Genomic DNA, 14,687 nt, shown 5'->3' on the forward strand with positions numbered 1-14,687 from the left:
TTATAAAAACAAAAACCAAAGCAAAAACAAATTTGCTCTGGTTTAATTATTTATTTTTGTCCTTTAATCTGTATCAGATTTTCAGGACTAGTCATAATTTTAATTGGTCTGAAAAACAGGGAAGTTTACCAAAAGAGAAAGTCTTCATGATCAGTATAATTATACACATACTTCCCAGTTTCAAAATTAAAATAACCTTCTGCAGTAGGGAAGAATTTCAATGTGCCGTTTTCATATTGGAAACCGTCTAAATAATCTGAGGTTTCTGTACCGAAGATTTTTGTTACTTTATTTTAGGCTAAAATAACAAAACCACTGCAAAAAACAGTGGCTTATTTTTATTGAGGAACACGAGCGAGACGCTCGTGCCAGCGCCGGATACCATTCTCAGCCTGATAAAACTAAACTTTAGCACTCTAAAGTGAGGATGTACCTGAAATAACATAGGTTTTACCAACTAACGAATCTTGTACAAACACATTATCTAAATAATTTTTATATTCTATTAATTTTACCTGTCTATCTATGTTTCCAGATTTGATAATATCATTATATGGAGAGTAAATTTCTAGTTCATTTTTTTTTATTCTTACAAATAAAGAATAAAAATTTTCTGAATCACCTTTTGGCATGAAATAACTTGATGGTAGCTTATTACAACTTCCCTTTTGTAATGAAAAATAAACTCCATCACTACAGTTAATTTGATAAAGTGTAATATCTTTAATTTTATGTGTCGATATTTCATTTAACTTATCTTTATCATTGCAACTACAAATACTTAAAAGAATGATTGAAATTAAAAAAAATTTATACATTATTTTTTAGATTTATTGTCAGGAAAAAACCAATTGTTAGAAAACTTTTTATAATATTTAACACCTTGTAATATTGCGGCCCCACTTTGAGGATCTTCTCCATAATATGGAGATTTTAGCAAACCACCGCCTACAATTATATCACTTACAATTGTGGATGGTGTTTCTTTCATCTTATTACCTGACGCATATCCCACTCTCCTGAAGCTCTTTTCCATTGTACTTATACTTGTACGCAGGATTCCCCAACAACACATTATACCCTCATGCTTCAATCCAAATGGATAATAATTATTCTCCTCAATGATCTATGCTCCTGAGCCGTTCTTAAAGTAGCTCAGTCTTGTATTTCTAAGATGATCAGTGTAATTGTATACATACTTTCCAGTTTCAAAATTAAAATAACTTTCTGCAGTAGGGAAGAATTTCAACGTGCCATTTTCATACTGGAAACCGTATAAATAATCTGTCGTGTCCGTACCGAAGATCTCTTTTAATTTCTTCTAGGCTAAAATAATAAAACAACTGTAAAAAACAGTGGCTTATTTTATTGATGGGCACGAGCGACACGCTCGCGCTAGCAGGGGGATTTTAAATGTTCTTCCATAACGATTCTTTTTTTGTGTATCGATATTTCAGGACTAGACATTATTAAATTTAGTTTGTTAAACATTATGAAAAAGTGCAAATTTTCAGAACATCAGATTACCAACAATTCTGCAAAGCAATCTGTTGATAAATTTAGGTTGGAAAACAATACAATCTTTTTTGAGATCAATTCCAAACTCTGGGCCAACAATTGTAATTTCTGTTGCTTTTACATCTGACCTTAGGGAAATACTTGATTTTTAGCGCGGTTATAGTCGTTTTGTTTGCTATATTTGTTAGACCATCACCGCACAAAATCTTACCGCCATGAAAAAAATCCTTTTAGCCGTTCTCGGCATTCTTGCTATTCTAGTTGCTGTACTCTTGGTCAAAACCTATACGTATCCATTCAAAAAAAATACAGCAGGAACTTCTGAAGGATGGAAACCTGTTAAAAATGATTCTGCACTCATGCGACTTTCAGGAGGACTTAAGCTCCCTACAGTTTCTACAGGAAGCCTGGGAGAATTCAATTATGCGCCTTTTGATCAGTTTAAAGAATACCTGAAAACATCGTATCCGCTGGTGTATCAAAATACCGAAAACAATGAGGTCAATACCCATGCATTAGTTTTCCGGCTGAAAGGTAGTGATCCTTCACTGGAACCTGTTCTTTTTCTTTCCCATATGGATGTCGTACCGCCGGGAGATGCTGATGTCAAAAGTAAAGAACAAAATATATTCAGACCAGATGACAAACCGTTACCTCCCGTTTCCAAAGTAGCGGAAGACTGGGATTTTGAACCCTTTTCAGGTAATGTGGCCAACGGAAGAATCTACGGCAGGGGAGCCATCGACATGAAGGGAATGCTCTTCTCCCTGATGGAATCCATGAATACAATGATTAAAAGTAAAACCGTTCCTAAAAGAGATATTTACCTCGCTTTTGGCTTCGATGAAGAAGTAGGAGGACAAAAAGGAGCCATACAGATTGCCAATTATTTTAAGAAAAAAGGATTAAAGTTTGATGCAGTCTACGACGAAGGGGGATTGATCTTGCAAAAAGGCAATGTGGCAGGAATAGATTCCGATGTTGCCGTAGTGGGTTGTGCAGAAAAAGGTTTCTTATCAGCAAAAATTAAGGTTAAAGGCCTTGGAGGACACTCTTCAATGCCACCGATGGAAAGTGCCATAGGAAAGGCTGCCGTCATCATGCAGCGTCTCGAAGATCATCAGATGAAACCTACCATCACCCCGCTCATCAAGAACTTTTTTGATAATATCGGTGGAAGTATGCCATTTCTCAACAGACTCGCTATTGCCAACCAATGGCTGCTGAAACCTCTTCTTTTGTCACAGCTTACAAAAAATAATACCACCAATGCATTGGTGAGAACAACCACCGCACTGACGATGATGAAAGGAAGCGACGGAACCAACGTTCTTTCACCCGAAGTCGAATTCGTTGTGAATTTCAGACTTCTGCCCGGTGACACAGCCAAAGAGGTCCGCGAGCATATTGCAAAAGCTACAGAAGGTTTCGACGTTGAGGTGGAAGAGATTGATAACACAAGAGAAGCTTCCGCAGTTTCCCCAACCAATACTAAAGCTTATCAATTAATAGAAGCCGGAATCAAAGAGATTCACCCGGGTGCCATTGTTACCCCTTATCTTACCATGGCAGGAACTGATGCTTACAAATACCAGATCGTAAGTAAAAACATCTACAGATTTATGCCCATCAAGATCAACAGCTCAGAACAGCAAAGCATCCACAGCACCAATGAGTACATCAGCATTGAGAACTACATGAAGATGATTCATTATTTTGAGTTTATGATGCTCAACTACGACAAATAGTTTCGGGTTCCGTAATGCGGGGTTTGAGAGTCAGAGAGTTTTAGAGTGTCGGGATTTGCGATACGAGGTTAGAGTGTCGGAGTCTTTATGAGTTTAGAGTATATGAGTGTAAAATATAGCTGCTTGGTGACTGTTGATGGTTCAAATCTCGGAACTCGCATCCCGAAATATGTCTGAAATCTGGCATCTGCGATTCACCATTCACTTGCGAAGCAAAATTCACCATTCACATTTTCTGATCTCAGTGTAAAGTCTCATGTCTGTTATCTGAAATCTTGATTCCTGGCTCTTGCATCTTGACTCTTATAAAAAAAATAACACGTCAAGTTTTGTCGCATTACCGCTATAGCTTTGTCCTATCAAAATTACAGAGTTATGGAATTGCCGTTTTACTTAACATTTAAAGAATTTGAAAGCCATTATTACGATACCCTTGAACAATGGTTTGAAGAATATCACAATGCCAGCGAGATCGATTTTCTGAAAGCGCTTGCAGATCTTTACAGCCCTTATCTCTACTATAGTTTTGCGGATGACAGACTTCTGGCGGATGCTTCTATGGAGATCAAAGACTGCTTTTTCCCATACCATGAAAAGATTGGAATTTCTTTCTGTCCAAGTTGTGACAACGGAAAATATCCTAAAACCTCCAAAGGAATGAATCATATATTTGAATGGAAAAACATTACCATGATGGAGTATGCTCAGCATATTCTCGATAAAATCAACAGGCATATACTGAAAAATAGCAGTTCTCCGGATGCCGGTAAAACAATTCTGGATTTCATCAATGAGCGTGAGATTGTTACCAAAAGGGAAGGAGCAGGATATTGTGTGAATTACAACAGACATCAGGCTGCCGTTCCATTCTTAAAGGCTTATCTTCCTTACTTCGGTCAGACTGTCAATATTGCAGTGTATAGAGACTTTATTTTTTCTGTAGCGCAGATCGCAGAGTATATTGATAAGAAGCTGAGGTCTGTACAGGCTTTTGAACATACGGTTTATGCTAAATTAAAATCAGAAGCCAAATTCAAAGTACAGATGAGTCATCAGTTTTTGACAATCTGTAATTGAATCTTACCATAACCATTCATATTTAAATTATATTATCGGAATACCACCAATGGTTTTCCAGACAAATCCTGACATTGTTGTCAGGATTTTGTTTAATTTCACCTATTCACCTATTCACCTATTCACCTATTCACCTATTCAGCTATTCACCTATTCATTTATTTTTAAACGGTAAATTCCAAATAATATCTGCCGCCAGATAATGCACGCCACCATTCTTTATACTTCTGCTTCCTCTGATCAGATCATTTACATATCCTATATCTACAGTAAAAGGAGAGTGTGGAATACTGAACATATAATAAGCTCCTATACGCATTTCTTTATATCCGAAGCGCGTCCATCGATGATCCGGCTCGTTGAGATAGCTTGTAGAAAAGAGACCTTCTGCACTTAAAGCCAGTTTCTGATTGTTTTTCTTTGACAAACTATAGGTTAGCTGACTTTTAATTCTCATTCTCAACTGAAAATTCTCCTCTGCCTGGCGAAAATCAGCATCAAAAAACTTTCGGAATTCCTGACGGAATGTATTCTTCAGTTTCCATCCTTTCCCAAGATTAAAAGTATAAGCATACCTTCCGTAGATCCTGAATTCCTGCTCTGTATCTTCCTTTTCATACGGTGATACACTTTCATACTTTGGCTGGCGACGATAGCTCACGGCATAGCTATACTGCTGATTCGGGGTAAAAGAATGATATACCTCATGGTTCAAAACAATGATGGCCTGTTTTGAGACTAAATTATAATCATCAGGACTGCTTTTCCTTCCCAGAGCAATATAACTTAAAGTCTGTTTCTTTCCCAGCGAATCAAGTTGACGCCTTACTCCAAAAGCTGACCAGAATGCAGTATTCGCATCTCCAAGGCCCGGTGGACTGATCTGTGCATGTAATGATCCGCATAAGCTGAATAAAAATATCCCGATAATAATTTTTCCTGTTCCGAGCATCCTGTAAAATCTGTTGAATCGTATTTTGAGTATCTGTTCAGTCATACGATGGAGTTGAATATTAAGGGATACTGTAAAATGATGATTTGTTGTAGTCAATGGAGGTCCTTTATCCATGAAATAATGATGTAAATGATTTTAATACTGTTGAGAAACAGCACAAAGTAAATCCATGATTTAGGAATGTTTTAGGAATAGGGGAAGGATCAGATACAAAAGTTGTGTACTAAATGAATTCCTCTCGCTGATTATACAGATAGAGCAGATAAAAATAAAAATCTGTTTAATCTGACCAATCTGCGTGAAATTTATAGATCCGTTCCCTTTATTAGAATCCAGGGAATGGATTACATCTTTATTTCTTTTTACAAAAAAAAAGCCTTAAACAATTAATTTTAAGACTTTTACATTTTTGCAGAGAGGAAGGGATTCGAACCCTCGATACAGTTACCCGTATACTACCTTTCCAGGGTAGCTCCTTCAACCACTCGGACACCTCTCTAATTGAGATTGCAAAAATAGAGTAATTTCTGGAATCTGCAAATTATTATGCAAAATTAGTCAGTAATTTCTCCGCAAAGGCTTCTGGTGAAGTTGTCGGCAAATGTTCCTGAGTAATTAGGATTGTCTATAAGATGCATCGCTTTGGTGATCGCCGTTTCAGCGGTCATATCCCTTCCGCTGATCGCTCCGATCCTTGAAAAGATATTGCTGTTCTCATATTTCCCAAATGAGATACCGCCTGATATACATTGACTTACCACAACAATTTCGGTTCCGTTGTTTCGGATTTCCTGAAGCGTTTCCTGCGTCTTTTCACTGCTGAAAATGGTTCCAGAACCGAAAACCTGAAGAATTAAAACCTTCATTTTAGGGATTTCCTTAAAGTGACTCAGATGCATTCCCGGAAAAATTCTCCAGAAAAGAATATCTTCAGAAATATGTTCATCCACATGGAATTCCACCCCGGAATCACAACGGTACAGATTATCCTTCATAATATTTAAATGAACTCCGGATTGTCCTAGGATAGGGTAATTCGGGCTGGAATAGGCATCAAAATACTCCGCAGAATATTTCAGCGTTCTGTTTCCCCGTAATAATTTATATTCAAAATAAACAGCCACTTCCTGAATAACGGCTTCGTCATTTTCATAAAGACTGGCATAATAAAGACTGGTCAGAAGATTTTCCTTGGCATCCGTTCTTAAATCTCCGATCGGAAGTTGTGAACCTGTCATAATCACAGGCTTTCTCAATCCTTTTAACATGAAACTTAAAGCAGAGGCGGTATACGACATGGTATCGGTTCCGTGAAGGATCAGAAAACCGTCATACAGTTCGTAATTTTTGAGAATATAATTGGCGATCACCTTCCATTCCTCAGGTCCCATATCCGATGAATCCAGCGGTTTTGCAAAAGGATGCACAAACACTTCGCATTCCATTAATTTCATCTCGGGCATTTTTTCGAAAATATTTCCAAAATCAAATGCGCGGAGGCTTCCGGTTTCATAATCTTTTTCCATACCGATTGTTCCTCCGGTATAGATGAGCAGGACTTTTCGTTTCATGAATTACTTTTTAGTAAGAAATTGAGCCTCGTTCAGGTTCATAGCCCAAAATTACGTTAATTTGCAAAGATTTGAAAATGAATGGAAGATTTAGCGCAAACTTTTGATTATTTAAAACAGTTTTTAACAGAGGAAAGACTCTCAAAAATAGAACATTTCTCCAGTGAAAGTTCCGATTTTGTCCTTCCTGTGATGGATGACGTCTATCAGTTCAGAAATGCGGCAGCCATTATAAGATCCGTGGAAGCCTGTGCTTTTCATAAGGTCGTGGCGATGGAGGAGGAGAATGTTTTCGATCCTAACCTTACGGTAACCAAAGGAGCCGAAACCTGGGTGGAAGTGGAGAAAATGTCTAAAAATATAGCTTCCTTGAAGAATATCAAAGACAGGGGGTATAAAATTCTGGCCGTATCACTGGAAAAAAATGCCGTGATGCTTCCTGACTATCAGATTACAGAACCTATCGCTCTTGTATTTGGAACCGAGATGGAAGGCGTATCGGAAGAAGTAATAGATTTCGCAGACGAAACGCTGGCGATCCCGATGTATGGTTTGACCAGAAGCTACAATGTTTCCGTAGCAGCAGGAATTTGTATGTATGAACTGAAGCAGAAGCTGATCAAATCAGGTATTGATTATAAATTAAGTGAAGAAAAACGGATGAAAATGAAGATCCGTTGGGCCGTGAATTCAATGCGAAGCGGAAAGCAGATCTTTGAAAAATATCTCAGAGATCATCATCTTGAAATGTAGAATGATGTGATGATGAGATAATTTGATGATGAATGAATTTTCCTAACGTCTAATCCCTATCCTTTCATCATATTGAAATAATTCCAGGCCGCCACAAATATACCCGCCGTTTCTGTTCTCAACCTCTGATTTCCAAGTGAAACCGCTTTTATGTTGCTGTCAGATAAAAATTGAATTTCCTTTTCCGAGAAATCTCCTTCAGGACCAATCAAAAAAGTAAGTTTTTCTAATAAAGGAATGTTTTTAAGTTCCAACCTTTCCAGATTTTCATGACAGTGTGCCACGAAAGTATGTTCAGGATCAATATTTTTTAGGAAATCAGTAAGTTTTACCATATCATGGATGACGGGAAAATGAAACCTCAGACTTTGTTTAGACGCTGCAACAGCCTGTTTTCTGATCTTATCAATATTAATATTTTTACGTTCAGTTTTTTCAGTCTGTAAAATGGTAATCTCACAAATACCCATTTCTACAACTTTTTCTACAAAAAACTCAATTCGGTCAATATTTTTCGTCGGAGCAATAGCAATGTGAAGTTTTGGATTAAAATCAAGAGTATTTGTTTTAATTTCAGAAACCTCAATATTCGCTTTCTTGCCTTCGATCAATAGTTTTCCGGAAACTACATTTCCTTTCCCGTCTGTTACGTGAATTTCTTCACCATCCTTCATCCGAAGAACTTTGACAATGTGCTGTTGTTCTTCGTCATTAATGATTGCTTTTCCGTTACTGATTTCGCCAAAAAAAAGTTTCATACATTGATATTTAGAATGCGTCTGAATTGTATTGATAAGTGATGATTAAAAGCTAATTTCATTATCGCTTAAAAATGCTACACCGGTTTTTATTGTGGTATAAATATCACCTTCACAATCTCTGTATGAACATGCGTAAATTTCTTCAACCCACTTATTGTTCATAAAAATTAAATTCAAATATTCGTTTTTTCTTAAATTATTTTTGATGGATAGATAATCTCCTTCTTTGGGTTCGTAAGTAAAACTGAATACATTTTCTGAATTGATTTTCTCTACGATCTCTTCCTTTATATTTTGAACATATCCAATTTCTGAACTGATCATTAAATAATCTTCATCTTCCGTTTTTTCCGTCACTTCATTTTTTCCGGTAATCGTTTCTAAAACCCAATAATATTTCGAGTTCTTTTTAGATTGGGTTCCCAGTACTTTTTCTTCTAAGAGTATTTTCATAAATCATATTTTGCGGTTGCGGACGTTTTCATATCCGTAAATTCTCCTCGCTCATATTTCAGTTGAGCCACCATTGCGATCATCGCCGCGTTGTCTGTTGTATATTCAAATTTTGGAATGTAAATATTCCAGCCTGATTTTTCATGATGATCCTGCATCGCCTTTCTCAAAGCAGAATTGGCAGAAACTCCACCTGCGATGGCCACTTCTTTTACATTTAATTCTTTAGCTGCTTTTTCAAGTTTAGTCATCAGAATTTCAACGATTGTTCTTTGAACGGAAGCACACAGATCATTCAGGTTTTCTTTAATGAAATCCGGGTTTTTTCTCACCTCCTTCTGAATAAAATAAAGAACAGAAGTTTTGATCCCGCTGAATGAATAGTCATAATTTTCCATTCTTGGTTTGTTGAACGTAAAGGCATCAGGATTTCCTTCCTTGGCCAGTCGATCTATAATTGGTCCTGCCGGATAGTCCAGATCAAAAATCTTCCCGATCTTGTCAAAAGCTTCTCCTGCAGCATCGTCAATCGTTTTTCCGATAATTTCCATATCAAAATAGTCTTTTACCAGTACGATCATCGTATGCCCGCCGCTTACGGTAAGACACAGAAACGGGAATTGAGGCGGCATAGGATTTGCATCTTCGATGAAATGGGCTAAAATGTGGGCCTGGAGATGGTTAACTTCAATTAACGGGACATTTAAACTCATTGCCAAAGACTTAGCAAACGAGGTTCCTACAAGAAGAGATCCTAAAAGTCCCGGACCCCGTGTAAATCCTATAGCTGAAATAGCATTTTGTTGTATATTTGCTTTAGTAATAGATTTTTCAACAACGGGGATTATATTTTGCTGATGTGCTCGCGATGCAAGTTCCGGGACCACACCTCCATATTCTTTATGGATGGCCTGATTCGCAGCAATGTTCGACAGAATACAGTTTCCCTTGATGATAGCTGCTGAGGTGTCGTCGCAGGACGATTCAATACCTAAAATTATAGAGTCGCTCATAATAATGGCAAAGTTAGAGAATAATAACGAGAATGAGAATAAAAAATCAGTAGCTGAGAACCTAAGTGATCAGGTACAGAAGACTGTTGGGAATGTGGAAGATGCTGTGAAGGAGACCGTTAAAGAAGCATCTGAGCTGGCATCAGATGCCATTCATCATCCCGTAGAAACGGCTGAAGAATTTGGGAAGCAGGCGATGAAAGATGTGACCAGCTATTCCTGGTGGGCCAGACTGCTCCTCATCCTTTTCTGGTTGGGAGTTATTCTCGTGGGTGGAGTATTAACGGTGATTAATCTTCCCGCCACCAAGCAATGGGCAGCAGATCAGGCATTACAGATCGTAAACAAAGATTTTAAAGCGGGGATGTCTACGGAAAGTGTAGAAGTAGATTATTTCGGAGACGTCACCATAAAAGGATTAAAGATCAAGGATTATAAAGGCCTTGAATTTATCAAAGCTAAAGAATTTCGTGCCAATTCCGACTGGATGTCCTTAGCATTCAATGCTATTTCCGGAAACAGTAACTCATTAATTTTTAACTCGCTTACCCTTGTGAATGCAGATGTGAAAGTCATCACTTACAAAGGCGACAGTATTTCCAATTTTATCAGATTTACACAGCTGTTCGACAGCGGAAAAAAAAGAGACCCTAAAAAGCCCCCTTTTCAGCTGAATTCCCGGGTGCAGATTATTAATTCAAAGGTTTCCATCGTTAGTCAAAACTCTCCGGGAGAACCAGGAAAATGGCTTACGGCAACAAAATTTAATTTAATAGCGCCTAATGTCAAGGTGAACGGACCCAATATTTCGGCACTTATCAATAATATGTCCTTCGTCACTTCCAGATGGGGGAAATCTCATTTGGTAGATACATTCTCTACAGAACTTTCTTTAACCCATGAATTTCTTTCATTAAAAGATCTTACCCTGAATACAGACCATTCGTTGCTTCAGGGGAATATCAAATTTAATCTGCACGACGGTTCATGGTCGGAGTTTGCAGACCGTGTTCGCTGGGATATGGATATTAAACAGGGAAGCCAGTTGAGCGGATATGACATCAGCTATTTCGTTACCAACTGGGATAATTTCAAGCCATTCAACCTGGCAGGAAAAATGACAGGCCCTTTGAATAAATTTCATTTGGAAAACTTCCTGATCAGAAATCCTGACGTGAATATTGCCACAAAAACCATGAAGGTGGACAGGCTGCTGAAAGGAAATTTTTCCATTGAAACCAACGACCTTTCGACAGATTTTACCTACAAGGATCTTAAAGCCATGATGCCTTCATTTATCTCTAAAAAGATGAAGAATTTTGCAGATGACTTTGGGAAGCTGAAATATAACGGAGCCGCAAAAGTAAACCCTGAGCAGATCTATGTAGCAGGCGGAAATCTGATGACCGGAATAGGACAAGCCAAGATCTCCAGGCTTTATCTTACCGGATACAGTACGGCAATGCCTAAATATTCGGGATATCTCGAAGTAAAAGATCTGAATACTTCTGTCATCACGAAAAATAAAACAGTCGGTCTGATCTCCGGTAAATTTGATCTTAACGGGCAGAGTTTCGACGTCAATACAATGCGTTTAACCACTAAATCTCAGATCTCCAGCATTGAGATTATGGATAAGCAGATCAACAACCTGTATCTGGACGGATTATTGGATCATAAAAAATATAACGGACTCATCACCGTGAATGATGAGCAGGCTAAAGCTACGATTAAAGGCCTTATAGACTTCAGTACCTCGAAAGTAGCGATGAACGTGAAGGCAGACGTAACTTCCCTGAATCTGAATTACTTTACCAACAAACCGGGAAGCCAGATTGTAAGCGGTCAGGTAGAAGGGAAAATGTCGATGTCTTCTATTAATGACCTTACTCTGGATGTGGATGCCAATAATCTTCATTTTGCAACAGCCACCCAAAAATACAGTATTCCTAATGCGAAGCTGAAAACCTTCGTGGAAGCAGGCGGACGTGTCATTGATGTTGATGCGCCGGGTGCGGCAAGCGGTAAAATCTCAGGAAAATATAACCTCGCAGATCTTGCAGGAATGATGGAGAACGGGATAGGAAGAATACTGGTTGGACCTCCACCAAGAAAATTATACAGAGGACAGAATTTTAAGATGAATTTTGATGTTCAGCAAGGGGTGGTGAATTATTTCCTTCCCGATCTGAAACTTCCTCAGGGTGCTGTAGTTGATGGAGAATATAACGGAGATTCCAATGATCTGATCCTCAATCTCGATGCTGCTTCCCTAAAGTATATCATGACTAAAAAGGAAGAGATTACCGATGCGGATAAAGCGTTGGCAGCAGCCAATCCTGAATACCAAATCAATGACCGGAATAATATTTCCAGAGACAGTGCCATGATCGACAGTGTGATGGTGAGAGTGAATACAGCTAATCTTGATCAGCAGCTTTACGCAAGGATAAGCAAACTGGTCTATAATAAAAATATCATCAAAGATTTTGAACTTAAAGGCAAAAATGAAAACAATACAGCCCTTCATCTGGCGACCACCTTCAAACATGGAAGTCCGGAAGATGAGCTGAGTGACAATCTTAAAGCTTATGCCATCAATGTAGACCAGTCTACCAATGCTGCCGGAGATTACGTTTTCAGATTTGAGCCTACAGAAGTGAAATTCAATGATGTTACCTGGGCAATAGATACGAGTCCCGAGCTGGACCATTCTATTACTTATCGAAAAAGTGCGGGGGATTTTGATGTACGGAATCTTAGGATTTATTCAGAAAAAAGTGCTCTGTTTATTAAAGAAGCACAGTTCAAATCTGCCAAAGACTTTTATGTAGATGCAGATATTGAAGAATTTGCGGTAGAAAAACTTCTTGAGATGCAGTCCGGAGGAAATCCTATGGGAATCAAAGGTCTGGCAAATGGAAGTGTGAAGATCAAAATGGATAAGAGTACTTTGCAGCCATTGGTAGATCTTACCGTAGATAATATAATAATGAACGGAAATGAAATGGGTGACCTGACAATTTCCGCAACCAACGGGTTCTCTCTTAATGTATATGATGTTGATGTCAAAGTAGCTTCTGCCGGAATTCTTGGAAATAACAACCTGCATCTTACAGGGACTGTAAATAATAATACCGCTTCTCCAACGATTGACCTTACGGCGGAAATGCGTGATTTTGACCTTGCCTTTACCCAGCAGTTTGTTCAGACTGTTTTTGGAAACATAAGAGGAAAAGCAACAGGAGACCTCAAAATCAATGGTAAGTTGAGCAATCTGGATTATAGTGGAGATATTGCCTTGAAAGGTTTTGGTCTGAAACTTCTTTTTACAGGAGTGGATTATTCATTTGATGATACGGTAATCCCACTTTCAAAAGGACTTGCTATCCTGAATAATATTGAAGTACATGACGGAAGATCCAATTCTAAAGGAGCCATCTCCGGTGCGATTCAGTTTGAAACCATTTCTTCAATGGGGGTCAACCTCGTGATGAGAGCAGATAATCTCATGATGCTGAATACCTCACAGAAAGATCTTGATCTTTTCTGGGGAAGAGTGTACGGACAGGGAGACCTGTATGTGGACGGACCCGTTTCCGGACTGAGTATTTCTACTCCTAATATGAAGGCATTGAATGGAAGTACTTTTACTTTTAACTCCAGTTCTACATCCAATGTGGAAGAATTTAAAATGCTGAGGTTCCTGAAAGAAGGAAAAGACGGATTGATCACGCTGGAAGAAAAGAAGAAGACCGGGGCCAATATGAATATCGATTTCAGTCTGGATGTAGATAAGGGAACTACGGTGAATGTACTGGTAGGAGATGATGTAGGAAACATTATGGTAAAAGGAACAGCAGAAAAGCTGAGGTTCCAGATGGGAAGACGTGGAGGAATTGCTATGAACGGTACCTATAAGGTAGATAACGGAACATTTGTTTCCAAAGCTATTTTGAATAAAACCTTCCAGATCGAAAAAAACAGCAGCATCAGATGGGATGGTGATGCGATGAAGCCGGCACTGGATATCACAGCCAATTATGTAAGAATGGTTTCCAATGCAGGTGAATATCTGAGTATGGGGAAACTTCAGCCAATCAGTGTACTGCTTCAGGCGAATATTACCCAATCACTTATCAATCCAAAAATAGTTCTTAATGTGACGGCACTGGATGTCTCCAGCCAGGTAAAAGAAACATTGGCGGCCAAGATGAGCCAGGAAGGAGAGAAAGTTCTTCAGTTTGGTTCCGTACTATTGTTGAGTACCTTTAATGTATCCAACAGTGGAGGGGTAGATTTTGATGTGGCAGGAGTAGCTGAATCTTCGGGATATAATATGCTTCTTAAACAGTTGGGATCTGTATTGAATACCATGAGTAATGAATTCCAGATTGACCTGAATTATGTAAAAGGTGACCAGAATTCCAACACAGGTGACCGTGCCAACGCCGGAGTAAGCGTAGCCGTTTCACCTAGAATAAATATTAAAACAGGACTGGGAATTCCACTGACAAAAACTGAAGGTGCTCAGAATAATTATCTTTCCGGTGAAGGATCTATTGAATATGATATCTCAAAAAAGAATGATGGAAGTCTCGTTTTAAGAGGATATTCAAAGCCTACCAACATAGGAATGATCAGTACGAATGGTTCTGCAAATCAAGCGTATGGTGGGGGTGTAGTGTGGAGTAAAAGCTTTAATTCTCTATTCAAAAAGAAGAAAAAAGATAAAAAACAACCAGAAGCCAAAAGTGAAATAAAAACAGATTCTACAAAATCAGGTGCTAAATAATCGTGATATTTTAATGATTTTTGTCATCTGTGTTAATTATTGT

The 14,687-nt window shown here is 38.4% G+C and carries 11 protein-coding genes, 1 tRNA gene and 1 pseudogene; 4 read left to right on the forward strand and 9 right to left on the reverse strand.

What is annotated here, in order from left to right:
* Positions 1–416: 416 nt before the first annotated feature.
* The 3 genes and pseudogenes from BUC06_RS10170 to BUC06_RS24110 form a co-directional block, all read right to left on the reverse strand.
* A complete protein-coding gene (locus BUC06_RS10170; RefSeq protein WP_073333349.1) occupies positions 417–818 on the reverse strand; it encodes a hypothetical protein in 402 nt (133 codons plus the stop codon).
* Complete coding sequence (locus tag BUC06_RS23545; RefSeq protein ID WP_139263342.1) at positions 818–1,036, reverse strand: hypothetical protein; 219 nt, start codon at positions 1,034–1,036, stop codon at positions 818–820. Before BUC06_RS23545 ends, BUC06_RS10170 begins: the two co-directional genes overlap by 1 nt.
* A pseudogene (locus BUC06_RS24110) lies at positions 1,008–1,318 on the reverse strand (hypothetical protein); the annotation flags it as partial. The pseudogene BUC06_RS24110 and the gene BUC06_RS23545, both read right to left, overlap by 29 nt.
* Positions 1,319–1,733: 415 nt before the next feature.
* On the opposite strand from BUC06_RS24110, the gene BUC06_RS10180 reads away from it, so the two are divergent.
* Both BUC06_RS10180 and BUC06_RS10185 read left to right on the forward strand, forming a co-directional pair.
* Positions 1,734–3,266 carry a M20/M25/M40 family metallo-hydrolase gene (locus BUC06_RS10180; protein WP_073333354.1) on the forward strand — a complete coding sequence of 511 codons (1,533 nt, stop codon included), beginning with the start codon at positions 1,734–1,736 and terminating at the stop codon, positions 3,264–3,266.
* 375 nt (positions 3,267–3,641) lie between these two features.
* The gene (locus BUC06_RS10185; protein WP_073333357.1) at positions 3,642–4,343 is read left to right on the forward strand and encodes a hypothetical protein; all 702 of its coding nucleotides are present in this window, start codon (positions 3,642–3,644) and stop codon (positions 4,341–4,343) included.
* A 154-nt stretch (positions 4,344–4,497) separates the two neighbouring features.
* On the opposite strand, the gene BUC06_RS10190 is transcribed toward BUC06_RS10185, so the two are convergent.
* From BUC06_RS10190 to BUC06_RS10200, 3 genes are all read right to left on the reverse strand, one after another.
* The gene (locus tag BUC06_RS10190) at positions 4,498–5,340 is read right to left on the reverse strand and encodes a DUF2490 domain-containing protein (RefSeq protein WP_167367414.1); all 843 of its coding nucleotides are present in this window, start codon (positions 5,338–5,340) and stop codon (positions 4,498–4,500) included.
* A 370-nt stretch (positions 5,341–5,710) separates the two neighbouring features.
* A tRNA-Ser gene (locus BUC06_RS10195) sits at positions 5,711–5,797 on the reverse strand.
* A 55-nt stretch (positions 5,798–5,852) separates the two neighbouring features.
* On the reverse strand, positions 5,853–6,869 hold the full coding sequence (locus BUC06_RS10200; RefSeq protein ID WP_073333362.1) for an asparaginase: 1,017 nt from the start codon (positions 6,867–6,869) through the stop codon (positions 5,853–5,855).
* Between the two features lie 81 nt (positions 6,870–6,950).
* On the opposite strand from BUC06_RS10200, the gene BUC06_RS10205 reads away from it, so the two are divergent.
* Positions 6,951–7,622 carry a TrmH family RNA methyltransferase gene (locus BUC06_RS10205; protein WP_073333366.1) on the forward strand — a complete coding sequence of 224 codons (672 nt, stop codon included), beginning with the start codon at positions 6,951–6,953 and terminating at the stop codon, positions 7,620–7,622.
* Positions 7,623–7,678: 56 nt separating this feature from the next.
* Here the strand turns inward: BUC06_RS10205 and BUC06_RS10210 are convergent, their stop codons facing one another.
* From BUC06_RS10210 to tsaD, 3 genes are read right to left on the reverse strand one after another with little or no spacing between them, the layout of a single operon-like run.
* Complete coding sequence (locus tag BUC06_RS10210; protein WP_073333368.1) at positions 7,679–8,380, reverse strand: RsmE family RNA methyltransferase; 702 nt, start codon at positions 8,378–8,380, stop codon at positions 7,679–7,681.
* Between the two features lie 45 nt (positions 8,381–8,425).
* Entirely contained in the window at positions 8,426–8,836 is a 411-nt protein-coding gene (locus BUC06_RS10215) for a hypothetical protein (protein ID WP_073333371.1), read from the reverse strand.
* On the reverse strand, positions 8,833–9,849 hold the full coding sequence (gene tsaD, locus BUC06_RS10220; RefSeq protein WP_073333374.1) for a tRNA (adenosine(37)-N6)-threonylcarbamoyltransferase complex transferase subunit TsaD: 1,017 nt from the start codon (positions 9,847–9,849) through the stop codon (positions 8,833–8,835). Before tsaD ends, BUC06_RS10215 begins: the two co-directional genes overlap by 4 nt.
* A gap of 4 nt (positions 9,850–9,853) precedes the next feature.
* Here tsaD and BUC06_RS10225 point away from each other — a divergent pair, with 4 nt between their 5' ends.
* Complete coding sequence (locus BUC06_RS10225) at positions 9,854–14,644, forward strand: translocation/assembly module TamB domain-containing protein (protein WP_073333377.1); 4,791 nt, start codon at positions 9,854–9,856, stop codon at positions 14,642–14,644.
* The last annotated feature ends 43 nt before the right edge of the window (positions 14,645–14,687 follow it).

It is taken from the genome of Chryseobacterium carnipullorum (assembly GCF_900142785.1).
In the GTDB taxonomy this organism is placed as follows: Bacteria; Bacteroidota; Bacteroidia; order Flavobacteriales; family Weeksellaceae; genus Chryseobacterium; species Chryseobacterium carnipullorum.

Coding starts and splice junctions, on each gene's coding strand:
- BUC06_RS10190 (WP_167367414.1), bottom strand. CDS start 5,340: ATGACTGAACAGATACTCAAAATACGATTCAACAGATTTTACAGGATG.
- BUC06_RS23545 (WP_139263342.1), bottom strand. CDS start 1,036: ATGGAAAAGAGCTTCAGGAGAGTGGGATATGCGTCAGGTAATAAGATG.
- BUC06_RS10205 (WP_073333366.1), top strand. CDS start 6,951: ATGGAAGATTTAGCGCAAACTTTTGATTATTTAAAACAGTTTTTAACA.
- BUC06_RS10180 (WP_073333354.1), top strand. CDS start 1,734: ATGAAAAAAATCCTTTTAGCCGTTCTCGGCATTCTTGCTATTCTAGTT.
- BUC06_RS10200 (WP_073333362.1), bottom strand. CDS start 6,869: ATGAAACGAAAAGTCCTGCTCATCTATACCGGAGGAACAATCGGTATG.
- BUC06_RS10170 (WP_073333349.1), bottom strand. CDS start 818: ATGTATAAATTTTTTTTAATTTCAATCATTCTTTTAAGTATTTGTAGT.
- BUC06_RS10215 (WP_073333371.1), bottom strand. CDS start 8,836: ATGAAAATACTCTTAGAAGAAAAAGTACTGGGAACCCAATCTAAAAAG.
- BUC06_RS10225 (WP_073333377.1), top strand. CDS start 9,854: ATGGCAAAGTTAGAGAATAATAACGAGAATGAGAATAAAAAATCAGTA.
- BUC06_RS10185 (WP_073333357.1), top strand. CDS start 3,642: ATGGAATTGCCGTTTTACTTAACATTTAAAGAATTTGAAAGCCATTAT.
- tsaD (WP_073333374.1), bottom strand. CDS start 9,849: ATGAGCGACTCTATAATTTTAGGTATTGAATCGTCCTGCGACGACACC.
- BUC06_RS10210 (WP_073333368.1), bottom strand. CDS start 8,380: ATGAAACTTTTTTTTGGCGAAATCAGTAACGGAAAAGCAATCATTAAT.